The 22,612-nt window shown below is 70.8% G+C and carries 20 protein-coding genes and 1 pseudogene; 12 read left to right on the forward strand and 9 right to left on the reverse strand.

The features are described from left to right. Positions 1-63 precede the first annotated feature (63 nt). Positions 64-1,026 (reverse strand): thiamine-phosphate kinase, encoded by a 963-nt coding sequence (gene thiL, locus D7Y15_RS33180; protein ID WP_121755107.1) that lies wholly within the window; start codon positions 1,024-1,026, stop codon positions 64-66. A 116-nt stretch (positions 1,027-1,142) separates the two neighbouring features. Between thiL and D7Y15_RS33185 the strand changes: the two genes are divergently transcribed. Continuing rightward, the gene (locus D7Y15_RS33185; RefSeq protein ID WP_306770424.1) at positions 1,143-2,276 is read left to right on the forward strand and encodes an aquaporin; all 1,134 of its coding nucleotides are present in this window, start codon (positions 1,143-1,145) and stop codon (positions 2,274-2,276) included. Positions 2,277-2,357: 81 nt separating this feature from the next. Then, positions 2,358-3,701, forward strand: a complete 1,344-nt coding sequence (locus tag D7Y15_RS33190; RefSeq protein WP_120579083.1) for an MgtC/SapB family protein — start codon at positions 2,358-2,360, stop codon at positions 3,699-3,701. A gap of 10 nt (positions 3,702-3,711) precedes the next feature. Here D7Y15_RS33190 and D7Y15_RS33195 read toward each other — a convergent pair whose 3' ends face one another. The 3 genes from D7Y15_RS33195 to D7Y15_RS33205 all read right to left on the reverse strand — a co-directional run bounded on the left by D7Y15_RS33195 (position 3,712) and on the right by D7Y15_RS33205 (position 6,444). Continuing rightward, positions 3,712-4,065, reverse strand: coding sequence for an SH3 domain-containing protein (locus D7Y15_RS33195; RefSeq protein WP_120579084.1), 354 nt, complete (start codon positions 4,063-4,065; stop codon positions 3,712-3,714). 160 nt (positions 4,066-4,225) lie between these two features. Then, on the reverse strand, positions 4,226-5,722 hold the full coding sequence (locus D7Y15_RS33200; protein WP_121755109.1) for an ATP-binding protein: 1,497 nt from the start codon (positions 5,720-5,722) through the stop codon (positions 4,226-4,228). Then, the gene (locus tag D7Y15_RS33205) at positions 5,719-6,444 is read right to left on the reverse strand and encodes an ATP/GTP-binding protein (protein WP_121755110.1); all 726 of its coding nucleotides are present in this window, start codon (positions 6,442-6,444) and stop codon (positions 5,719-5,721) included. Before D7Y15_RS33205 ends, D7Y15_RS33200 begins: the two co-directional genes overlap by 4 nt. A gap of 271 nt (positions 6,445-6,715) precedes the next feature. Here D7Y15_RS33205 and D7Y15_RS33210 point away from each other — a divergent pair, with 271 nt between their 5' ends. The 5 genes from D7Y15_RS33210 (at position 6,716) to D7Y15_RS33230 (ending at position 13,330) form a co-directional block, all read left to right on the forward strand. After that, the gene (locus tag D7Y15_RS33210; protein WP_120579087.1) at positions 6,716-7,255 is read left to right on the forward strand and encodes an N-acetyltransferase; all 540 of its coding nucleotides are present in this window, start codon (positions 6,716-6,718) and stop codon (positions 7,253-7,255) included. Between the two features lie 175 nt (positions 7,256-7,430). Then, positions 7,431-9,344, forward strand: a complete 1,914-nt coding sequence (locus tag D7Y15_RS33215; RefSeq protein ID WP_233605188.1) for a type IV pilus twitching motility protein PilT — start codon at positions 7,431-7,433, stop codon at positions 9,342-9,344. A gap of 1 nt (position 9,345) precedes the next feature. Continuing rightward, positions 9,346-10,452: a type IV pilus twitching motility protein PilT gene (locus tag D7Y15_RS33220; protein ID WP_120579089.1), complete on the forward strand. Its 1,107-nt coding sequence runs from the start codon at positions 9,346-9,348 to the stop codon at positions 10,450-10,452. Between the two features lie 121 nt (positions 10,453-10,573). Then, positions 10,574-11,008: a DUF5684 domain-containing protein gene (locus tag D7Y15_RS33225; RefSeq protein WP_199733895.1), complete on the forward strand. Its 435-nt coding sequence runs from the start codon at positions 10,574-10,576 to the stop codon at positions 11,006-11,008. Between the two features lie 129 nt (positions 11,009-11,137). Continuing rightward, entirely contained in the window at positions 11,138-13,330 is a 2,193-nt protein-coding gene (locus D7Y15_RS33230) for a TonB-dependent receptor (protein ID WP_120579090.1), read from the forward strand. Here the strand turns inward: D7Y15_RS33230 and D7Y15_RS33235 are convergent. From D7Y15_RS33235 to D7Y15_RS33245, 3 genes are all read right to left on the reverse strand, one after another. Beyond that, complete coding sequence (locus D7Y15_RS33235; RefSeq protein WP_121755111.1) at positions 13,284-15,281, reverse strand: ATP-dependent DNA helicase; 1,998 nt, start codon at positions 15,279-15,281, stop codon at positions 13,284-13,286. The two genes, D7Y15_RS33230 and D7Y15_RS33235, sit on opposite strands and share 47 nt — an antisense overlap. A 148-nt stretch (positions 15,282-15,429) precedes the next feature. Further along, entirely contained in the window at positions 15,430-16,188 is a 759-nt protein-coding gene (locus D7Y15_RS33240) for a hypothetical protein (protein ID WP_120579092.1), read from the reverse strand. Further along, entirely contained in the window at positions 16,185-17,186 is a 1,002-nt protein-coding gene (locus D7Y15_RS33245) for a site-2 protease family protein (RefSeq protein ID WP_120579093.1), read from the reverse strand. The genes D7Y15_RS33240 and D7Y15_RS33245 overlap by 4 nt, the downstream gene beginning before the upstream one ends. 215 nt (positions 17,187-17,401) lie before the next feature. On the opposite strand from D7Y15_RS33245, the gene D7Y15_RS33250 reads away from it, so the two are divergent. From D7Y15_RS33250 to D7Y15_RS33260, 3 genes are all read left to right on the forward strand, one after another. Next, positions 17,402-17,749, forward strand: a complete 348-nt coding sequence (locus tag D7Y15_RS33250) for a hypothetical protein (RefSeq protein WP_120579094.1) — start codon at positions 17,402-17,404, stop codon at positions 17,747-17,749. Between the two features lie 85 nt (positions 17,750-17,834). Then, a complete protein-coding gene (locus D7Y15_RS33255; RefSeq protein WP_120579095.1) occupies positions 17,835-18,656 on the forward strand; it encodes a hypothetical protein in 822 nt (273 codons plus the stop codon). 46 nt (positions 18,657-18,702) lie between these two features. After that, the gene (locus D7Y15_RS33260; RefSeq protein WP_120579096.1) at positions 18,703-19,416 is read left to right on the forward strand and encodes an HAD family hydrolase; all 714 of its coding nucleotides are present in this window, start codon (positions 18,703-18,705) and stop codon (positions 19,414-19,416) included. 71 nt (positions 19,417-19,487) lie between these two features. Here D7Y15_RS33260 and D7Y15_RS33265 read toward each other — a convergent pair whose 3' ends face one another. After that, the gene (locus D7Y15_RS33265) at positions 19,488-19,943 is read right to left on the reverse strand and encodes a transcriptional regulator (protein ID WP_120579097.1); all 456 of its coding nucleotides are present in this window, start codon (positions 19,941-19,943) and stop codon (positions 19,488-19,490) included. A 202-nt stretch (positions 19,944-20,145) separates the two neighbouring features. Here D7Y15_RS33265 and D7Y15_RS33270 point away from each other — a divergent pair, with 202 nt between their 5' ends. Beyond that, the gene (locus tag D7Y15_RS33270; protein ID WP_233605189.1) at positions 20,146-21,159 is read left to right on the forward strand and encodes a lipid kinase; all 1,014 of its coding nucleotides are present in this window, start codon (positions 20,146-20,148) and stop codon (positions 21,157-21,159) included. A 10-nt stretch (positions 21,160-21,169) separates the two neighbouring features. Here the strand turns inward: D7Y15_RS33270 and hrcA are convergent, their stop codons facing one another. Beyond that, on the reverse strand, positions 21,170-22,201 hold the full coding sequence (gene hrcA, locus D7Y15_RS33275; protein ID WP_121755112.1) for a heat-inducible transcriptional repressor HrcA: 1,032 nt from the start codon (positions 22,199-22,201) through the stop codon (positions 21,170-21,172). Between the two features lie 202 nt (positions 22,202-22,403). Here hrcA and D7Y15_RS33280 point away from each other — a divergent pair. Next, a pseudogene (locus D7Y15_RS33280) lies at positions 22,404-22,612 on the forward strand (drug/metabolite exporter YedA); the annotation flags it as partial.

Consider the following 22,612-nt stretch of genomic DNA (forward strand, 5'->3'; position numbering starts at 1 on the left):
GGGTGCTTTCAGCGGGAGGGGCGGAAAACAGCCCAGGGGTTTAGCCTTGCTGTCTGGTACGGGTCAATCATCCGGCCGGATCTGCCTGCTTGACCGGGCGAAGTGATCGAATCCCGCCGGAGGGGTCAGAAGATGCCCCCCCGCGTCTCGAATTCGCAACGTCTGCTCCTGGGTGAGCACTCCCATGCGCGTCACCTTTTGCCCGGCGCGGGCGCACGCACGCTCGAACGCCTGCATGCGCGAAGGTGGGACGGCGAGTAGCAGTTCGTAGTCCTCCCCTCCCCGCAAGGCACCCTCCGGCCCCAGCGCCGCGCGCACGGCGGGCGACAGGGGCAGCCGGTCCAGCTCCAGCTCCACGCCCACCCGGGACGCGGCGCACAGGTGGCCCAGGTCCTGCGCCAGTCCATCCGACACGTCCATCCCGGCGGAGGCGAAGCGCGCGGCCAGCTTCCCCAGGGCGATGCGGGGCTCGGGGCGGCGCTGGCGCTTCACGGCCGCGCCCCGTCGGACGCCGGACTGGAGGTGCTGGAGTCCCAGGCGCGCGTCGCCCAGCGTGCCGGAGACATAGAGGAGGTCGCCGGGCCGGGCGCCCGAGCGGGTGATGGGCGCGTGGGACAGCTCCCCGGTGACGGTGAGGGTGACGGACACCTCGCGCGCGGAGGTGAAGTTGCCGCCCACGAGCATGATGCGGTGGGCCTTCGCGAGCGCGGCCATGCCCCGGCCCATGGCGGACAGCTCACGGGCGGGGAAGTCCCGGGGCAGCGCGAGCGCGCAGACGAACCAGCGCGGCGTGGCGCCCATGGCGGCCAGGTCCGACAGGTTCACCGCGAGCGCCTTGTGGCCGATGTCCGCGGCGGAGAACGTCGCGCGGGTGAAGTGCACGTCCTCCACCACGGCGTCGGTGGTGACGCACAGCGCGCCCTTGGACGGGGCGAGCACGGCGCAGTCGTCCCCCGGGCCCACCGGCACCCGCGCGCGCGGGAAGCAGGCGAGGAAGCGTTGGATGAGGTCGAACTCGCCGGGCATGGCGGCACTGAAGACCACGCTCGCGCCGGGGGACGCAATGACGACCCGCGAACGGGCGAGCGGGATGGAGGCACGTGGCGTTGACGGTGTCGGACCTCCCAGGCATAGGACAGGGAGTGCCCTCTTCCGCCACACCCATGGATTTGCGCCGCCGGCTGGTGACGGAAGCGCTGGGCTGCGGGCTGGTGGTGGTGGCGCTGGAGGGGTCGCACCACGTCGCGGAGCACCTGGGCGCGAGCGCCACCGAGGGACGCCTCTTCATGTCCCTGTCCTGCGGCGCGGTGCTGGCGTGCCTGTTGTGGGTGCTGCGTCCGCTGTCGGGCGCGCATTTGAATCCGGCGCTCACCTTCGCGGACGCGCTGGGGGACCGCACGCCCTGGCGCGAGGTGCCGCTGTACGCGCTGGCGCAGCTGTCCGGCAGCCTGGTGGGCAGGCTCGTGGCGCACCGCATGTGCAATGAGCCGCTGCTGCTCACCGCGAGGATGCCCGTGGCGGACGGGGCCCGGTTCCTCACGGAGATGGTGGCCACGTTCGGGCTGCTGGTGGTGGTGCGAGGCTGCGTGCGTACGCGCCCGTCCGCGACGCCGCTGGCCATCGCGGGGTACGTGGCGGCGACGGTGTGGTTCACGGACTCGCGCTCGCTGGCGAACCCGGCGCTGGTGCTGGCGCGCGCGGCCAGCGCTCACGTGGGCGTGATGAGTCCGTGGGAGGTGGAGTCCTTCGTCGCGGCGCAGCTGTTGGGCGCGGCGCTGGCGGTGTTCCTCTTCCGGTGGCTGCTGGGCAGCCCGCCGAAGCCCGCCCCCACGGCCGTGGAGACCGTCGTCTTCGAGTGCGCGGAAGCAGGGCCCGCGCACCTGGCCGCCGCCCTCTTCAACTCGCTGGCGCACCCGGACCGGGCGCGAGCGGTGGTGTCGCCGCCGCCGGGCTCGGGCCTGGATGATGGGCCGCCTCCCGCGGTGGAGACGCTGATGCGGGAGGCGAACCTGCGCGCCGCGCCCCTGCGCGACCGGAACGTGCCCGCGTCGCACTACGTCCTCATCGACGTCGCGGACCATGCCCCGGGCATGGACGCCCGCGTGCGCGAGCGCTGGTCACTTCCCGCGCTGTCGTTGAAGGAGGAGGCCGGAGCAAAGGCGCTCCAGGCGGCGCTGCGGCCGAGGCTGCACCAACTCCTGGCGCGACAAGGTTGGGAGCGGCTGCACGTCGTCAGTGGCGGACCCGCCCCCGAAGGCCCTCGCGCCCTCACCTGACGCGGGTCCCTTTCGCGTGACGGGGTGCGGCGTTGACGTCGGCCCGACACGCGAGCATGACGGTCCGAGAGAGGTTTTCGCATGATGGAAGGTCTTCCCCCCGTCGTCTCCTGGCCACCGCTGCAGACGTTGATGCGGCTGACGCTCGCGCTCGCGGTGGGCCTGTTCGTCGGGCTGGAGCGTGAGTGGCGTGGCAAGGAGGCCGGCCTGCGCACGTTCGGCTTCGCGGCGCTGCTGGGCGGCATGGGCGGCCTCCTGGGCCCGAACTTCGCGCTGCTCAGCCTCGCGCTGCTGGGCGTGCTGCTGTGCTTCCTCAACTGGCAGTCCCTGCGCGCCAACGGCGGCGCGGAGCTGACCACGTCCGCCGCGCTGCTCGTCACGGGCTTCGCCGGCGTGCTGTGCGGCCTGGGTCATACGGTGACGCCCGCGGCGGTGGGAGTGACGACGGCGGGCCTGCTCGCGTGGAAGGAGCGGATGGCCACCTTCAGCCACAAGATCACCGCCGAGGAGCTGCGCAGCGCCATCCTGCTGGCCATCCTCGCCTTCGCCATCTACCCGGTGCTGCCCTCGCAGCCGGTGGACCCGTGGGGCCTCATCGAGCCGCGCGCCGCGTGGGTGACCGTCATCCTCATCGCGGCCATCGGCTTCGTGAACTACATGCTGTGGAAGGTGTTCGGCACGCACGGCGTGGAGGTCACGGGGTTCCTGGGCGGGCTCGTCAACAGCACCGTCACCGTGGCGGAGCTGGCCAACCGCGTGCGCGAGACCTCCGGACGCCTGCTCGACGTGGCCTACCGGGGCGTGATGCTGGCCACCGCCGCCATGGCGCTGCGCAACGCCGTGCTGCTGGGGCTGCTCTCGTTCCGCGCGCTGGTGGACTCCGCCATCCCGCTGGTCCTCATCCTCCTGTCCAGCACGGGTCTGGCGCTGATGCGCTCGCGCGTGGAGGCCACGCCCAGCGCCGAGCCTCCCGCCCTGCCCCTGAAGTCGCCCTTCTCGCTGCCGTCCGCGCTGAAGTTCGGCCTCATCTTCCTGGCGCTCCAGGTGGTGGGCACCGTGGGCCAGACGCTGCTGGGCCGCTGGGGCTTCTACGCGGTGAGCGCCGTGGGCGGACTGGTGTCCAGCGCGTCCGCGGTGGCGTCCGCCGCGTCGCTGTGCGCCAACGGCACCATCTCCCCCACGACGGCAGGAGTGGGCGCCATCATCGCGTCGCTCGCCAGCGCCGCCATCAACTTCATCCTCGTGGCGCGCGTGTCGGAGCAGCGGTCGCTCACGCTGCGGCTGGGCCGCGCGCTGGGCGTGGTGATGCTGCTGGGGCTCGTGGGCGCGTTCGTGCAGACGCGGCTGCCCACGTTCCTTCCGGCGGACGCCGGAGGCGCGGAGCTGTTCAAGCCCCACGCCTCCGAACAGCCCCACGCGGACTAGCGAAGCGGGCTCAGACGCAGAAATAGGTCGCGTCCGTCCAGCCCCACTGGCCGGTGGACAGGCGCTGCACGTACATCCAGTTGCCGTCGCGGCTGTACACCTCCACGCCCTCGCCGTAGTTGATCTGCGCGTACACGGCGCCGCCCGGCGAGGTGCGCAGGCCCACGGTGTTCGCGTTGCACACCCAGCGGAAGTACTTCGCGTGCACCGGGCGGTCGTTGTTCTCCTCCTGGGCAGGCGCGTTCACCTGCGTACCATCCTGCGGCTGCGCCTCCATGTCCTCCGGCGCGCCACCACAGCCCACCGTCAGACCGGCGATAGCGAACGCAGCCACGCCGAACGCGCGGATCGAGAACGTCTTCATGGGCAACTCCAATGTCAGCGGGGTTGGGAACTACAGAAAACAGACTATACAGCTTTTTGCTCAAATCAAGCTTAAGCCGTATAAACTCTAAATTCCGGACATGAATCCAACCATCCGCCTGCACCGTAGCTGGCGCGCCGCGGCATGCTGCTGTCTGCCTTTAGAAGCGGTCCGGCTCCGACATGGGAGGCGCGGCCGTCAATCCGCGCTCCTGCATGGGCGGGTGCAGCGGCAGCTGGACGATGAAGCGCGAGCCGTGGCCGAACTCGCTCTCCACGCGCACCCGGCCGCCGTGGCCCTCCACCAGGCTCTTCACGATGGCCAGGCCCAGCCCCGCGCCGCCGAACTCGCGCGTGGAGCTGCCGTCCACCTGGTAGAAGCTCTGGAAGATGCGCTCGAACTCCTCGGCGCGGATGCCCACGCCGGTGTCCTCCACGCTGATGCGGTAGCCGGGCACGCCCAGCTCCTGCTGCATCGCCGCGTCCGACAGCGTCACCTTCACCCGGCCACCCGCGGGCGTGAACTTCACCGCGTTGGCCAGCAGGTTCACCACCACCTGGCGCAGCTTGTCCAAGTCACCCGCCAGCCGGGGCTGCGGCGTGTGCGGCAGCCGCACCTCCAGCTCCAGGCCCTTGCGCTGCGCCTGCGGCAGCACGCTGGAGACCGCCGTCTGGATGACGTAGCCAGGGTCCACCGGCGCCATGGACAGGCGCAGACGCCCGGCTTCAATCTGGCTCAGGTCCAGCAGCGAGGAGATCATCGAGAGGAGCGTCTCGCCCTTCTCCACGATGGTGCGCACGTACTGGAGCTGCTCCGGGTTGAGCGGCCCCGCCAGCCCCTCCGCCATCATCTCCGAGTAGCCCAGGATGGACGCGAGCGGCGTGCGCAGCTCGTGGCTCACCGTGCCCAGGAAGGTGGACTTCAGCCGGTCCAGCTCCTTGAGCCGAGCGTTCGCCTGGAGCAGCCGCGCGTTCTGCGCCTCCAGCTCGCGGTGCACCTCCAGCGTGGACTCCAGATGCAGGTGCGTGGCCAGGTACGCCTTCTGCCCGCTGGCGACGAGCGCGCCCAGCACCTGACCGAAGTGGCCCAGCACCTGCGCGGCGGTGCGCTCCGGCACGCGGCGAACGCGGCCCAGCAGCTCCTGCGCGCGCTCCAGGTCCAGGCCGTGGATGCTGGTGAGCGTCTCCGGGAAGTCCGTCAGCTCCTCCGGCGTGAAGGGCCCCAGGATGACCCGGCCCAGCAGGTCTCCGTCCCAGCGAACCGGCATCACCACGTAGCGCAGGCCGGTGAAGCAGGTGAGCGCGATGAGGCCCGCGGCCTCGGAGACGTCTCCGTCCGCCACGCGCCCGCCGGCCTCCGGCAGCACGGGGCCGTCCTTCACCCGGCCCACCATGGCGGTGCACGCGTGGCGGCCGTCCGGGAAGGAGAAGACGTAGGCGCAGAAGTCGCCGTGGCCCACCTTCACGTCCGCCAGCTTGTTGCCGCGCGTGTCCAGCACCTTGATGCCCACGCGGTACAGGTCGCTGAAGCCCTTCACCACCTCCGTGAAGGACGGCAGGTCCAGCAGGTCCCCCAGCGACAGCCGGCGCTGGAGCGCGGACTCACGCCGGGGCGCGCTCGCGGTGTTCCGGGATCCTCCGCCTGCCGCGCCGTTCATGGCGCCCTCCCGCTCTCCCTGCCGCCAGGAATGGCGCCGGGGCCGTACCGCCCCTCCAGCGCCGTACCGCTCAGGTCGATGTGACGGAAGATCTGCCCCAGGAACTCTTCCTCGCTCAAGCCCACGTTGCGCGACAGCTGCGCCCGGCCCTCCAGCGCGCGCCAGGCCGTCTGCACCACGGCATGGAAGGTCTCCACCACGCCCTCGCCTCGCACGGCCACGGAGCCCACCACCGGCTGGCTGCCCCGGCGCTGCACCTCCGCCAGCTCCTCGTCCGTGAGGCTGTCGGGCAGGTCGCGCTTGTTGAACTGGATGACCACCGGCACCTGCGTGGGGTCCAGCTCCATCTCCCGCAGGTTCTCCTGCAGGTTGCGCCAGTAGGCGTTGTTCTCCTGCGCCGCCCCGCGCCGGCTGTCCGCGATGAAGACCACCGCGTCCGCGCCCTGCAGCACCACCCGCCGCGTGGCGTTGTGGATGACCTGACCGGGCACGGTGAAGAGCTTCACCTTCACCTTGAAGCCCGTGGAGGTGGAGAAGAAGACGGGCAGCAGGTCGAAGAAGAGCGTCCGGTCGTCGTGGGTATCCACCGACAGGAGGCGCCCTCGCACGTCCGCCCGCGCCCGCGCGTGCAGCTTGCGCAAGTTCGTCGTCTTCCCGCTCAACCCGGGGCCGTAATAGACGATCTTGAGCGTCAGCTCGCGCTGGGCGTGGTTGAGTTGCAAGGGGCTTAAACTCGGACCGAGGGGGACCCGGACAGGGGTTTTATAATGGCCTCACGCTCCGCGCGGAAGGCCGCTCGCAGTCCAGACGGCGGAGCAGGACGCGTCTTCCCGGAATGACGCGCCCGTAGGCGGCGTTTCGACAAGTTCCGGCTCCCCGCCTGGGAGGAGGACGTCTCCCCACACGGAAAACAGGACAATGCGCGCGGAATGATCGCGTGCATGGGTACGGGGGGACCGGTTAGGATCGCGGACGCGACGGAGGAGCAAGGCGATGACGATGAAGCAGGTGGACCCTGGCGTCGAGGTGGCGGCCCCCACGCCGGTGCTGGACGGAGCGACGCTCCCCAACGAAATGGTGACCGGGGTCAAATTCGGTCCGCCCACCGACGAGGACCTGACGACGGTGTCGGCCCTGCGCGCCAACTCCGAGCCCTGGAAGGGGCGGGGTGAGTCGCAGGAGGAGAGCCTCAAGGCCCTCACCCAGCTGAAGCCCTTCATCCACGTGGCGCGGCTCCAGAGCCAGGTGGTGGGCTACGTGACGGTGGAGCGCGACGGTCCGGTGCCGGGCGCGGCCTACCTGCGCAACATCGTGGTGAAGCCGGAGCTGCGGCGCCACGGCCTGGGCGCCATGCTGCTGGACAAGGCGCTGGACGCGGCGCGCGACATGTACCGCAAGACCATCGCCCTGCGCGTGGATCCTGCGAACGCGCCCGCGGTGGGCTTCTACCGCAAGGCGGGCTTCACCACGGTGGCCACGGTGGTCTCCAAGAAGTCCGGCAAGCTGCGGCTCCTGATGTCGCGCGAGCTGTAGTCCGCGGTACCCCAGCAATCGGTTGGACCCGACGGGAGGGGCCCTCGCACGGCCGCTCCCGTCGTGCGTTTGGGGCATGCCCCCAGGGTGACCTGGAGCGCGGCGGTCGACTATCCTTTCGGGAGTTTCCACCCCGCCGGGCCTGACGCACGGCAGCGGTGGGGCTTCCCCCTGAATGAAACCGCTCGCGGAACTGCTGCGTCATCTCTCGCGTCCTGGAATCACCGAGCTGGCCCTGGCCAGTGGCCGTCCTCCGATGGTGCGCGGCGCCAACGGCTACGAGCCCGTCGATCCAGGCGCCCTCTCCACCGATGAGCTCGTGAAGGCCCTCCAGGCGATGGTGGGCATGGCGCGCGCGTCCACTGTGTCGGAGACGCCGGTGCAATGGACGGTGAACGCCACCGGCCTGGGTTCCCTCAACATCGCCGCGGTGCGCCGGGGCGAGCTGATGAACGTGCGCCTCACGCGAAGCGCGGAAGGCGCGGCTGCCGCCGCGGCTCCAGCGACCGCGGCGGCTCCGGCGACTGCAGCGGCTCCGGCGACTGCCGCGCCCACGCGGACGCCCTACGCGGGAATGCCGGCCGTGTCCGCCCAGGCGCCCACGCGCACGCCCTACGCGGGAGTGCCCGCGGTCTCCGCGCCCGTGGACTCGCGGGCCACGCAGCCAGGTGGAATGGGTGCGGGAGCCGCCGCGCGAGGAGTTCCTGTCAGCGCGGCCCCTCACGCGGGCGCTCCTTCACACGCGGGCGCGGGCGGATACGCGAGTGCGCCTGCCCACGCGGGTGCTGCGGCCCATGCAGGTGCGGCGGCCCATGCAGGCGCTGCGGCCCATCCAGGCGCTGCGTCCCATGCAGGCGCTGCGTCCCACTCCACCGCCAGCGCGAATCCCCCCGCGCGGATCATCCCCATCTCGCGCGCGACCTCCGCTCCGGGCCGCGACCTGACCGTGCTGCTGGAGCAGGCGCGCAGCATGAGCGCCAGCGACCTGCACCTGGTGGCCGGACGGCCTCCGCTGCTGCGCCTGGCCGGAGAGCTGCTCCCGCAGGACACGCCGCTGTCCCCGGAGACGGTGGAGCGGCTGCTGCTCCCCATCATCCCGGAGCGGCTGCGCCACGTGCTGGAGAAGGACGGCAGCGTGGACTTCGCGCTGGACTCCGAGGAGACCGGCCGCTTCCGCGTCAACGTGTGCCGCCAGCGCACGGGCCTCAAGGGCACCTTCCGCGTCATCCCCCGCGAAATCCCCACCCTGGAGTCGCTGGGCCTGCCCGCGGACATCGCCAAGGCCACGCACCACCACCAGGGCCTCATCGTGCTCACCGGTCCATCCGGTCACGGCAAGACGAGCACGCTCGCGGCGCTGGTGGACATCATCAACCGTGAAACGACGCACCACGTGCTCACCGTGGAGGATCCGGTGGAGTACGTGCACCCGCGCAAGCGTGCCCTCATCAGCCAGCGCGAGGTGGGCACCAGCACCCGGACCTTCGCCAGCGCCCTCAAGGGCAGCCTCCGCGAGGACCCGGACGTCATCGTCGTGGGCGAGCTGCGCGACACGGAGACCGTGCGCATGGCCCTCGCCGCCAGCGAAACGGGCCACCTGCTCATCAGCACCATGAACACGCCCAGCGCGGCGAAGACCATCGACCGGCTCATCGACCTCTTCCCGCCGGCGGACCAGCAGCAGGTGCGGCTGTCACTCTCCAGCGGCCTGCGCCTCATCGTCAGCCAGCGGCTGATGCCTGGCACGGACGGCAAGTCCCTGGTCGCCGCCGCCGAGGTGCTCACCGGCTCCGTGGCCCTGGGCAACCTCATCCGCGACAACAAGACGTACCAGATCCCCTCCCTCCAGCAGCGCGGCAAGTCGCTGGGCATCATCCGCTTCGAGGACTCGCTCGCGGACCTGGCCCGCTCCGGCAAGGCGACGCTGGAGACGGTGAAGGGCTTCGCGGAGAACCCGGACGAAATCGAAGCCATGGTGACGGGCAAGCGGCCCGGCGCCGCTCCCACCGTGCCCCCGCCCGCCACCGCCCAGGAGGGCGCGCGGATGCTGTCCAAGGTGGGCTCACTGCTTGGCAAGAAGGGCGCCTGACATGACGGACACCCCTCGCATCGCCGCCTGGTTCGACGTCCTGCTCGACAAGAAGGGCAGCGACCTGCACCTGGGCGTGGGCTACCCGCCCCTGGGCCGCATCCGCGGCGAGCTCATGCCCCTGCGCGAAGAAGCCCTCACCACCGAAGAGCTGGAGTCGTTGCTCTTCGAAATCTGCTCGCCCGAACAGAAGCGGCAGATAACGGAGGAGCTGGACCTGGACTTCGCCTACGGCTACGGCACCAAGGCCCGCTTCCGCGCCAACTACTTCTACCGGATGACTGGCATTGGCGCCGTGTTCCGCACCATCCCCAGCAAGGTGCTGTCGCTGGAGGACCTGAAGACGCCGGAGGTGGTGCGCAAGATGGCGGACCGCCGCAGCGGGCTGGTGCTGGTGACGGGCCCCACGGGCTCGGGCAAGTCCACGACGCTCGCCGGGATGATCAACCACATCAACAAGACGCGCCCGGCGCACGTGCTCACCGTGGAGGACCCGGTGGAGTTCGTGCACGAATCGCTCAAGTCCCAGGTCACCCACCGCGAGGTGGGCCCGCACGCCTCCAGCTTCGCCACCGCCATCCGCTCCGCCGGCCGTGAAGACCCCAACGTCATCCTCATCGGCGAGCTCCGCACCAACGAGACCATGAAGCTGGCGCTCCAGCTGGCCAGCTTCGGCGTGCTCGTCTTCGCCACGGTGCACACCAACAGCGCCCCCGCCACCATCGACCGCATCATCAACTCCTTCCCCGCGGACGAGCAGGGCCAGGTGCGCGGCATGCTCGCGGAGTCGCTGGCCGGCATCGTCGCCCAGCAGCTCATCAAGACCGCGGACGGCAAGGGCCGCGTCGCCGCGCTCGAAATCCTGGTGGGCAGCGCCGCCATCGCCGCCATGATTCGCGAGGGCAAGGTGTTCCAGATCGCCTCCAAGATGCAGGCCGGCCAGAACCAGGGCATGCAGACCCTGGACATGCACCTGGAGCGGCTGGTGAAGGACGACGTCATCCTCCCCGAGGCCGCCCTGGAGAAAGCCCAGGACAAGGAGAATTTCGTGAAGGTCATCCAGCGGCTGAAGCCGGACTGGCAGGTGCCGGAGACGCTGAAGGCCTGAGCGGCCTCCCTCGGGCGGGGGGAAGGAATTTGCTTTCTCCCCCCGACTTCGCCTTTGTTCGGGAGTGAACTTGGATCCGCCCACGGAGGTGGGTCCTACACTTCCGAGGGGGAAGTCGCTCATGAACGAAGAACAAGCAGAGATGATGCGGCAGGCGATGGAGCAGCAGCAGTCCCAGCCCTCCGGGCCGTTCGCCATCGTGATGTCGCTCGTCTACCTCGCGGTCATCGCCGTGGTGATCGCGGGCATGTGGAAGATGTTCGTCAAGGCGGGGCAGCCCGGCTGGGCGGCGATCGTTCCCTTCTACAACCTCTACATCATGCTCACCATCGTGGGCCGCCCCATCTGGTGGATGGCGCTGTTCCTGCTGTGCCCGCCCGCGGGCTTCATCGCGGGCATCATCATGAGCATCGACTTGGCCAAGTCCTTCGGCAAGAGCACGGGCTTCGGCATTGGCATCGCGTTCCTGGGCTTCATCTTCATCCCGATGCTCGGCTTCGGCGACGCGCAGTACCAGGGCCCGGCCGCCTCCGGCGGTGGCATGGCTGCGGCGTAGTTGTTCCCCACGGCCTTCCGGCCGTGAACGGCGGCGGTGGAGTGGCCCTCCGGGCGCTTCACCGCCGTTCGTGTTTCTGGAGCCCGCCATTGCTCGCCCGGGAGCACGACATCCAGTAGAGCGGGCCCGATGCCTGGACCTCGCGCCGTCTCTCGCTCGTCGCTCTCCCATCGCCTCGCATGGGCGTTGCTGTTGCCCGGCGTGGCCACCGCGCAGACGGTGGACGCGGACACGGCCCGCGAGCCGGAGGCCGCCGCGCTCGTGGCCCCCGCCGAGCCCGAGCCTCAGCCCGAGCCTCCTCGCGACACCCGCACCGTCGTCACCGCCACGCGCCTGCCGCGGCCGCTGCGCGACGTGCCCGCCACCACGGTGGTGATTCCCCGCGAGGAGATGGAACGCAGCCCCACGCTCACGCAGGACGCGCTCATCCGCACGCTGCCGTCCGCGGCCACGTTCCGCCGCACGCCGTCGCTCGTCGCGGACCCCACCGCGCAGGGGCTCAACCTGCGCGGGCTCGCGCCCTCCGGCGTGGCGCGTGGGCTGGTGCTGCTGGACGGGCTTCCCTTCAACGACCCCTACGGAGGCTGGGTCTTCTGGCGCGCCCTGCCCCGCCTGGGCCTGGACCGCGTCGAGGTCGTCCCCACCGGCGGCTCCGCGCTCTATGGCAGCGCCGCGCTGGGCGGAGTGGTGCAGCTGTTCTCCCGGCCCATCACCGGCCCGGCGCTCGACGTCGACCTGTCCGCCGGCAACCTGGGCACCGGCTTCGCCGCCGCTCGCATCGCGGACCGTTGGGGCCGCGTGGGCGCCTCCTTGGAGGTCGAGGGCCTCACCAGCAACGGCTACCGCATCGTCCCCGAAGGCCAGCGCGGCCGCATCGACGGAGACACGCCCTCCAACCACGTCAGCGCCCAGGCTCGCGTCGAAGCAGCGGCCACCGACCGCCTGTCCCTCTCCGCCCGCGCGGGCGTGTTCCGCGAGACGCAGAACGGTGGCACCCAGTACACCGTCGCCAGCGTGGACCTCATGTGGTTCGCCGCGAACGCCCGCCTCCGCACGGACGCCGCTGGCGCCTTCGAGCTGGGCCTCCATGGCCGCACCCAGCACTTCGCCCAGGACCGCGCGCGCGTCGCACCGGACCGCAACTTCGAGATCCGCTCCGCCCTCCAGGACGTGCCCGCGGACGACCAGGGCGGCTCGCTCGTCTGGACCGGTCCAGAGCTGACGCTGGGCGGAACCCACGTGCTCGCAGCGGGCGTGGACGTGCGCCGCTCCCACGGCAGGGCCGACGAGGTGCTCTTCCCCGCCAGCTACACCGCCACGACGCTCTACGCGCGCAACACGCGGGGCACGCAGCTGTCCGGCGGCGTCTTCGTGCAGGACCTCTACACCGTGTCCCCCGCGCTGGAGTTCGCCGGCACGCTGCGCTGGGACACATGGCGCAACTTCGACGGCAGCCAGCTGGAGAGCTTCGCGAACGGCACCACCACCGCCACCGCCTTCGAGCCCCGCACCGCGCGCCAGCTCAGTCCGCGCCTGGCCGCGCGCGTGCGCCCGTTGGAGTGGCTCACGCTGCGCGCCTCCGCGTACCGCGCCTTCCGCGCCCCCACCCTCAACGAGCTCTATCGCCCCTTCCAGGTGGGCACCGTCCTCACCGCCGCGAACCCGGACCTGGGCGCCGAGCGCCTCTGGGGCACCGAGGCAGGCGTGGAGGCCACCGGCCCGCGCGGTCTCACCGGTCGCGTCACCGGCTTCTGGAACGTGCTGGACGCGCCCGTCACCAACGTCACCCTCGCCACGCCCCTGCCGGACGGAGCCACGCGCCAGAGACAGAACCTGGGCCGGGCCCGCGTGCGAGGCGTGGAGCTGGGAGCGGACTGGCGCATGTCCCGGCAGTGGACCGCGCTCGCCGCCTATACCTTCGTGGACCCCGTCGTCACGCGCGCCCCTGGTCAGCCCGACCTCGTGGGTCGCCAGCTTCCGCAGGACCCCCGGCATCGCGGCTCGCTCGCGGTCACCTTCGACGACCCGCGCATCGTCTCCGTCACCGCGCAGCTGCGTGTGTTCGGCCCGCAGTACGAGGACGACCTCAACACGCGCGGCATGGGCGGCGCGGCGGTGGTGGACCTGTTCGTGAGTCGCCACCTGTTCTGGAAGGTGGACGCCTTCGGCGCGGTGGAGAACCTCTTCGACCGCCAGTACCTGGCGGGCCGCGCGGGCGTGGACACCCTGGCCCCGCCCTTCCAGGCACGCGTGGGCCTGCGCCTGCGCGACGTGTTCAGCGAATCAAGCGCACGGGCGGCACCGGGCGCACCGGGCCGTTGAACCAGCGGCTCAGCTCCGTCGTGTCCTCCATGCGCTTCGCGGGCGGCAGGCTGGAGAGGAACACGCGGCCATAGCCCTTGGTCACGATGCGGCGATCCAGCATCGCGACAATGCCCCGGTCCGCCTGCGTGCGGATGAGCCGCCCGAAGCCCTGCCGCAGCGCCAGCGCCGCCTGCGGCAGCTGATACTGGTCGAACGGCTCTTCACCGCGCGCCTGAATCTGACGGATGCGCGCGGCCACCAGCGGGTCGCCGGGAGACGCGAACGGAAGCCGGTCGATGATGACCAGGCTCAGCGCGTCCCCGGGCACGTCCACGCCCTCCCAGAAGCTGTGCGCGGCGAAGAGCACGCTGGGCGTCTGGCGGAACGCGTCCAGCAGCTGCTGCTTGGGCCGCTCCCCCTGGAGCAATGCCTGATAGGGCAGCCGCGTCGCCGTCAGCTCGTACGCGCGCACCATGTTGCGCAGGGACGTGAAGAGCACGAACGCGCGCCCGCCCGTCACTTCGCACAGCTGGATGATTTCTTCCGCCGCCGCCTCGATGAAACCCGGGGCGCTGGGGTCCGGCAGGTGCGTGGGCAGGTACAGCGCGGACTGGCGCGGGAAGTCGAACGGGCTGGGCACCGCCAGCGTGCGCACGCGCGTCACGGGCTGGCCCTCGTCGTCGTACATGCCCATGCGCTTGGCGAAGAAGTCGAAGCGGCTGTCCGCCGCGAGCGTCGCGGAGGTGAACACCACCGTGTCCAGCGCGCCGTAGAGCCGGTCGCGCAGCTCCTTCGCCACGTCGATGGGGCTCGCGCGCAGGAACAGGCCCTTGCCGCGCGCCTCCGCCCAGTACACGTGGTCCGCGGACTCGGACTTCTCCAGGAAACTGAGCTGCTCCGCCATCTCCTCCGCGCGGCGGTGGATGGCGGCCAGCTCCGGCTCGCGCTCGCTGCCCGCGAAGGACGCCAGCGCGGCCAGGCCTTCCCGCACCTGCTCCAGCGCGCCGGACAGCTTGCCCATCGTCTCCGGGCGCAAGGCCACGGTGGACTCCTGGCTGGACATCCCCAGCGCGCGCGGCGCCTGGAGGAACAGCGCGTCCGCGTGCGAGCGCACCCGCTGGGCCAGCGCGGAGAGCGTCGCGTGGCGCTCATCCTTCGCCTGCAGGGCCGCCACCGCGTCGCGCGACAGCTCCTCCAGCCGGTAGTTGGACACGCTGCACCCGAAGTGGCCGCTGGCCGCGTCCTCCAGCGCGTGCGCCTCGTCGAAGATGACCGCGTCGTAGAAGGGCAGCACCCCTTCCGTGCGCTTGCCGGAGCTGCGCAGCGCCAGGTCCGCGAAGAACAGGTGGTGGTTCACCACCAGCAGGTCCGCGGCCTCCGCGCGCTTGCGCATCCGCGTGACGAAGCACGTGTCGTACTGCGAGCAGCGCGAGCCCAGGCACGTCTCCGACGTGGTGGACAGCCGGGACCACGCGGCGAAGGACTCCGGCAAATCCAGCTCCGCCCGGTCCCCCGTCTCCGTCTGCGTCACCCACTTCTTGAGCAGCGGCCACTGCTTCGCCTCTTCGCGCGAGACGAACTGCGGGTCCTTTTCGAAGGACTCGTAGCGGTGCAGGCACAGGTAGTTGCCGCGCCCCTTGAGGTACGCCGCCTCGAAGCGCAGGCCCAGCTTCTCACTGAGCAGCGGCAGGTCCTTGAAGAACACCTGGTCCTGCAATGTCTTCGTGGCCGTGGACACCACCACCTTGCGCCCCGCCAGGAGCGCGGGCACCAGGTACGCCAGCGTCTTGCCCGTGCCGGTGCCGGCCTCCGCCAGCAGGTAGCTGCCTTCGGAGAAGGCCCGCTCCACCGCGCGCGCCATCTGGAGCTGCTCCGGGCGGTGCTCGTACGCGGGCAGCGCCTCTTCCAGCGCGCCACCAGGCCCCAGCAGGCTGTCGACAGAGAGAGGACGGGTCGCGGGCGCGGACATGCGGCGGTTCGGGGGCAGGAGGGCGGAAAGGCGGCCCCGCAGGATAACAGCGCCCGGCGTCCCCCGCGCGTTCCCTGACGCGGCCGTGAAGCCCCTTCTCCCGCCCGCCCGGGAAGCGGGCCGGCCAGCGCTCCGCCGGACCCGCCGCCTAGAAGGACGCGCGCATCATCTGGAAGAGCACCAGCAGCAGCACCAGGGACACCACCAGCACGGTGCTCAGCACCGCGGTCTTCATCTTGCGCCCCAGCGCCGGTGAGGGTCCGTCGGAGATGAGCTGCGTCGTGGTCGTCACCCGGCGGACCACTTCATCCCGTCCGCGCAGCGCCTGGGCGTCGTTCGGCGCGCGGGCGAGCCGCACGCGGTACAGCCGGCCCACCATGGCCATCTCGCCCCGCATCATCACCTGGGAAAGCAGGCGGTCGTGCGCGTCCCAGTCGTGCCAGGTCTCCAGCAGCTCGCGCCACTCCTGGGCCAGGGCTTCGGAGGGCTGGTGCTCGTCCGGGATGAAGTTGGCGTAGACCAGTCCGCACGCCGAGCAGGCCCCGGCGTCGTCGCGCATGGGCGCCACGCACTTGGGGCAGTGGCCCGGAGGCGCCTGGAAGGGGTCTCCGTCCAGCGCGAGCGGGGCCGCGGCGGGAGCATCCGGACGCACCACCCGCAGCGCGGTGACACTGGGCCGAGCGAGAGGTGACGGCGGAGGGGCCGCGTAGGGCGCCGCCACCGCGAGGTCCTCCACGCCGTCATGCGCAGGAGTGGGCGCGGGCCGAGGGGATGCCGGCTTGGAGAGGGAAGGGGCCGCCTGAGTCCACGCGCCACACGCCGGGCACGCCACGGCCAGCGCGTGCTCCTCGAGGACGTAGGTCTCCACCTTGACCAGCCGGTCGCAGCTTTCGCACTGGTACTTCATGACCACACCTCTCGCAGCGGGATGGGCATCGCGCACCCTACCAGCGCCAACAGGCACAGCGCGCAGATGACCTTGCGCGAAGCGCTCAGGGGCTCCTCCGGCCGCAACACCTCCGGGTGGCCGAAGCCCACGACCTTGCTCGCCACCACCAGCCACAGGCCCCATGACGCGGTGACGAACACGGTGAGGAAGAGCAGCACCACCGCCACGCCCCGGCCCACCAGACGGGCCCGGGGCCCCAGCGCCGCGAACGTCAGGTGCCCGCCGTCCAGCTGCCCCACCGGCAGCAGGTTGAGCAGCGTCACCAGCAGGCCGAACCACGCCGCCATCACCACCGGGTGCACCACCACGTCCTTGCCCTCCGGCAGCGGGCCCAGCGCCAGCCACGTCAGCGCCTTCATGAGGAGGTTGTCGCCAAAGTGCGTCTGGTGGCTCGTGTAGACGGGCTCCATCGCGGGCGGCGCCTGCGTCACCTTCTCCATCACCCAGCGCAGCAGCTCCTGCCCCAGCACCCACAGCGACGACTCGCCGGGGAACGCGGACGGCACCGGCGGCGAGTCCACCACCGTGGAGTGCAACAGCCCCCAGTAGAGCAGCGGCAGCGCCACCACCAGGCCCGCCAGCGGCCCCGCGGCGCCAATGTCCACCAGCGCGTTGCGTGTGGGGATGCGCCCGCGCAGCCGGATGACCGCGCCCAGCGTGCCCAGGCTCCCCGGCACCGGCAGCGGGATGAAGTACGGCAGCGACGTGTCCACCTTGTGCCACCGCGCGAGCACGTAGTGCCCCATCTCGTGCGAGCCCAGGATGGCCAGCAGCGACCCGCTGAAGAACAGCGCCTGGGTCCGGTCCTCCGCGAGCAGCCCGCCCCCACTGAACGGGAACGAGCGGCCGAAGAGCAGCAGGTACGCGAGGAACGTCGTCCCCAGCGTCACCACGAAGAGCAGCAGGTGCAGCCAGACGCGGGCCGGGGCGGGACGTGGAACGGAAACCGGGTGCATGCGCGAAGATGCCTCACGTCCGCGAGAGGGGCGACCGCTCCCGCGCCGCCCGGCGGATGAAGTGTCCAACAGAACTCGGAATAACCCGCCCCGGGTCCTTGACTTGAAAAAGCCTTCTGCTACGACCCCGGCCGCTTGAGGTCTTACTGAACGGCGGAGTGCCTGTCCGGGCCGCTCCGTCACCATCCAAGCCACCATCAGTTGGGGAGATAACCATGAAGAAGTTCATCCTGTCCGCCGTCGCCGCCGCTTCCCTCGTGGGCTGCACGAGCGTCGAGTCCGCCATCGTCTCCGGCTCCGAGATCGCCGCCAACGGCGAGGCCGTGGCCGTCATCCAGGGCAGCTCGCTGGGCCTGACCGCGATCTTCCACATCATCGACATCGTTCAGAGCGACCTGGACACCGTGGTGAACAAGCTCCTCATCACCGAGGCGAAGGCCATGGGCGCCTCCAAGGTGGACCTGAAGTCGGCGTCCACCACGCCCCGTCACGGCATCTTCGCCCTGTTCGGCACCATCATCGGCATCACCAGCTCCTCCGCGACCGGCGTGGCGGTGAAGTAGTCCCAAGCTGCCTCCTCACCGAGGCAGTCCGAAGGCCCCCTGGGAACAGCGGGGCCTTTTCCATTTCCAGCCCCCGAGCATCCCCATGCGCGCCCTCCTCCTCGTGCCCCTCGTGGGCCTCCTCGCGTGCCGTTCGTCCTCGTCCGGAGGCGCGAACGACGCGGAGTTGATGGCCCAGGTGCGAGAGAAGCTGGCCGCGCGCGACGCGAAGCTGACGGTCTACCAGTTGGAGGGCACCCAGACGGAAGGGGACACCGCCTCCGCGGGCTTCACCTTCGCGTACCGCGCGCCCCAGAAGATGCGCGGCACCGTGTCCGCGCCCCAGGCCCGGCAGGTGTGGTGGGACGGCAAGCACCTGTACGAGCAGGTGGAGGCGACGAAGCAGTTCACCACCTTCACGTCCCAGGTCTCCGCGGAGAAGCTGTCCGCGTTCCTCACCGAAATCTTCACCCCCTTCGTGCCGGACGGCTTCCGCGCGCCGCTGCTCCTGCGCAGCACGAAGGCGAGGCGCACCGCGAGCCTGCCCCAGGCGAAGGAGGCCGTGGAGCTGACCATGGCGCTGGAGGGCGAGGCGGGCGGCGGCGTGGAGGTGACGTACGTGCTGCGCTGGCCCTCGCTGGACTTCCTGGCCAAGAAGACGCGCGCGCCGGACGGCACCCGGGCGGAGGTGCGGATGGAGGAGGAGCACTGCGACACGGACCTGGGCCTGTGCGTGCCCAGGAAGCTGACGCGCTGGCTGGGGGACGCGAAGCAGGGGGAGACGGTGCTGTCGAAGGTGGACCTGAAGACGCCGCTGCCCAACGACGCGTTCACCCCCGCCGCTCCGGAGGGATACAGCGTGCAGCCCCGGACACTCGTGGACAGCGAAGCGCAGGAGAGTGGACCGAAGTCACCCACGGGCGGTTGACCCGCACGCCGGCCATCGCCACCTTGGCGGCGGAGGTTTGCCGCGCATGGTCGAGAACGTCATCTTCGACGTGGATGGAACGCTGATCGATTCGGTGGACGAGCACGCCGAGGCCTGGCGCCGGTCGTTCATCGAGTTCGGGCGGGACATCCCGTTCGCTCACGTGCGCAGCCAGATTGGCAAGGGCGCGGACCAGCTGTTGCCCGTCTTCTTCAACGACGAGGAGCTGGAGCGCTTCGGCAAGGACCTGGAGGAGGACCGCTCCGCGCGCTTCAAGCGCGAGTTCCTCCCCAAGGTGCGCCCCTTCCCGCGCGTGAAGGAGCTGTTCCAGCTGCTGCGCAAGCGCGGCCGCAAGATTGCCCTGGCCTCCAGCGCCAAGGACGACGAGCTCAAGCGCTACGTGGAGCTGTGCGGCATCGACGGCCTGTTCGAGGCGAAGACGAACAAGGACGAGGTCGACAAGAGCAAGCCGCACCCGGACATCTTCGAGGCGGCGCTCGTGAAGCTGGGCAAGCCGGACCCCGCCACGGTGGTGATGGTGGGTGACACGCCCTACGACGCGCTGGCCGCGGGCAAGCTGCACCTGGCGTCCGTGGGTGTGCTGTGCGGCGGCTTCCGCGCGGAGGACCTGCGCACGGCCGGCTGCCGCACGCTGGTGAAGGACCCCGCGGAGCTGCTGCGCCGCCTGGAAGAAGACCCCGAAATCTGGCCCTGGGACGCGGCGTCGCGGGACACCTCCAAGGACGAGGAGTCGCGCTGAAGCCCGTGACAGGGTGAAGGCGTCCCCGGCGGCCACGGAAAAAGCGTGGCCACCGGTGGAGCCCCTCGGGACTACTTGCGCGAACCGCCCCGCTTCGCGCGTGAACGGGACGCCGTGCTCTTGCGAGCCGTCCCCCGGCGCGCGGTGCTCTTGCGGGCCGTGGAGCGCTTGCCGGCGGTGCCGGTGCGCGAGGTGGCCTTGCGGCCGGTGCTGGTGCGCCGGGCCCGGGTGGGCGCGGCCTTCTTGCGGCTGGAGGTGGCGCTCTTCTTCGCGGTGGCGGCGCGGCGCTTGCCCCCCACGCGTCCTGCCTTGCGCGCGTTCTTGCGGGCCGCGGGGCGCCGACGGGCCGCCTTCGCCTTGCTGCCAGAGCCGCCCTTCATCCCGCCACCGGTGAGCTTGTTCACGGTGGCGTACGCGCGGGCCTCCGCGGTCTTCTCACCGACGCCCTTGTCCTCGTAGCCCTTCTCGATGTGCGCGGCCATGCGCTTCTGCTTCGCCGAGTACTTGTCCTTGCTTCCTCGTGCCATTCAAACCCTCCTGGAGAACGTCCCGGCGCGGGTCCGAGGCACGGAGTCCGCGTCGCCTGGAAGGTGAACACGTCTACCCAGGGAGGGAACCCGCCAGCCCCCTACCCATGTCCACCCGCGGAAGCTCTCCGAGAGTCGCGGTGGGGAATGGACAGAGCCCCTGCCCTTTCCGCATGGGTCCCGCTGGTGCCGGAAGACGGTCGTGCGCAGCTTGGAGGCGCTGCATTCAAAGCCGAGGTTTCCCCTGGAACCCGCACTCAACGCGCCTCCGCGCCTTCGTCACCTGGACGAGGGGCCCGCGGTCCTGGTGGTGAATACGCGCTCGCGCTCGGGGCGTGACGCCTTCGAGACCGCCCGCGCGCTGCTGGCCGAACACGGCATCCCGCTCATGGCCGCGCACGCACTGACGCGGCCCAAGCGCCTGCGCAAGGTGGTGGAGGAGGCCATCGCCCAGGGGGCCCGCCGAATCCTCGTGGGAGGAGGCGACGGCACCATCAGCTGCGCGGCGCAGGCCCTGATGGGGCGCGACGTGACGCTGGGCGTGGTGCCGCTGGGCACCGGCAACGACTTCGCCCGCTCGCTGGGCATCCCGGACACGCTGGAGGCCGCGTGTGACGTCATCGCCGGTGGCTACACGGCGCGCGTGGACGTGGGGCTCATCAACGGGCGGCCCTTCCTCAACGCCGCCAGCCTGGGGCTCACCACCGCCATCGCGAAGCGGCTCACGCAGGAGTTGAAGCAGCGCGCCGGCAAGCTGGCCTATCCCATGGCCGCCGCCGCGGAGATGCGCACGCTGCAGCCCTTCCACGTCCGGCTCCAGGCGGATGGCCGGACGCTGGAGGTGGACGCGCTCCAACTGGTGGTGGGCAACGGCCGCTACCACGGCGCGGGCAACATGGTGGCGCCGGACGCGACGCTGGACGACCGCCGCTTCCACGTCTACGCCATCACCGCGCCCTCCATGGCGGACGGCGGGGAGCGCACGGGGCTGGGCCACCTGCAGGACGTGGCCACGCTGGCGCGCGTGGCGCTGGGCATGAGGAGCGGCGGGCACCTGGAGCACGAGTCCGTCGTGCACCTGCACACCTCGCGGCTCGTCGTGGAGACGGAGCCGCCCATGGAGGTGAACGCGGACGGAGAGAACGTGGGCATGACGCCCATGCGCTTCGAGGTCGCCCCCGCGGCGCTGCGCGTCTACGCGCCCGCGCCGCAGTAGGGGCTTCGCGCTACACCTTCTCCAGCACGCTGGAGAGCACCTGGGCCGTGAAGTTCACCAGGGGAATCACGCGCCGGTAGTCCATGCGAGTGGGCCCGATGACGCCGACAGTGCCCAGCACCGCCTCCGCCGTGCCGTAGGGGCTGGCGATGACGGTGACGTCGCCAGCGGCGGAGAACTCGCTCTCCGCGCCGATGAAGACGTGCATCTCCTTGGTGCGCTGCACGCGGTCCAGCAGGTGCAGCAGCTTGTGCTTCTCATCCAGGGCGCGGAACAGCGCGCGGATGCGCTCCACGTCCGCGAACTCCGGCTGCTCCAGGAAGGAGCCGGTGCCTTCGATGAGCACGCGCTCCGGCGTCTGCAGGTCGGTGGCGGCGGCGCCCAGCTTGAGGGCCTTGGCGGTGAGCGCGTTGTAGAGGGCCTGCTCCTGGTCCATCTCCGCGCGGATGCGCTCGCGCGCCTCTTCCAGGGGCACCTGGTGCAGCAGTTCGGAGAGGTAGTTGCTGGCCTTGACGAGCTCGTCGGACGTCACCGGAAAGTCCACGGTGAGGGCCTTGTTGTGCACCTGGCCGTTCTGGCCCACGAGCACGGCGAGCACGCGGTTCTCACGCAGGCGCAGGAACTCGATGCGTTGGAACACGGCGGCGTCGACGCGGGGGGTGAGCACGACGCCCGCGTGGCGCGTGAGCGAGTGCAGCACGCGGCTGGCCTCCGACAGCACCTCGTCCAGGCTGGACTCGTGGACGAGGCCGGCGTGGATGAGCTCGCGGTCGCGGGGGGCGGGGTCGCGCAGCTTCACCAGGGTGTCCACGTAGAAGCGGTAGCCCCGGTCGGTGGGCACGCGGCCGGCGGACGTGTGGGGCTTCTCCAGGAAGCCCAGGGCCTCCAGGTCGGCGAGCACGTTGCGCATGGTCGCGGAAGACACTTCGAACTCGCCTCTGCGAGTCAGCTGCTGGCTGCCGACCGGGCCGCCGGTGGTGATGTACTCCTGCACCACGGCTCGGAGGACTTCCTTCTCGCGCTCACCCAACTCGTCGGGCATTCCCGCTCACGCTCCGGGGGCTGTCGACCCGACCTCCGGGTCTTCATGCCTCCTGTAGAATTCTAAAAGGGACGCCCGAGGCATTCAATTGGGAGGGCCTCTCTGGCAGGCAGGCGGGGCGCTGGTCCGACTGCCTGCGTGGCACGGGTACGGCAAAGCGCACATCGCACGGGAGGGAGGTGGGGGTTAGAAGGCCGCCGCCGTGACGACCGCGACCGTGACCCCCGACGTAGCCGAGCCCGCGCCCCACCGGGGTCGCCTGCTGTTCAGCCTTTTCGCGCTCTACGTCATCTGGGGGTCCACCTACCTGGCGATGCGGTTCGCGCTGACGGGTTTTCCGCCGTTCCGGATGGCGGGGATGCGCTTCCTCCTGGCGGGTGGGGTGTTGTTCGCGGGGTTGCGGCTGAGGGG

The organism is Corallococcus sp. AB030, from assembly GCF_003668965.1.
Taxonomy (GTDB): domain Bacteria; phylum Myxococcota; class Myxococcia; order Myxococcales; family Myxococcaceae; genus Corallococcus; species Corallococcus exiguus.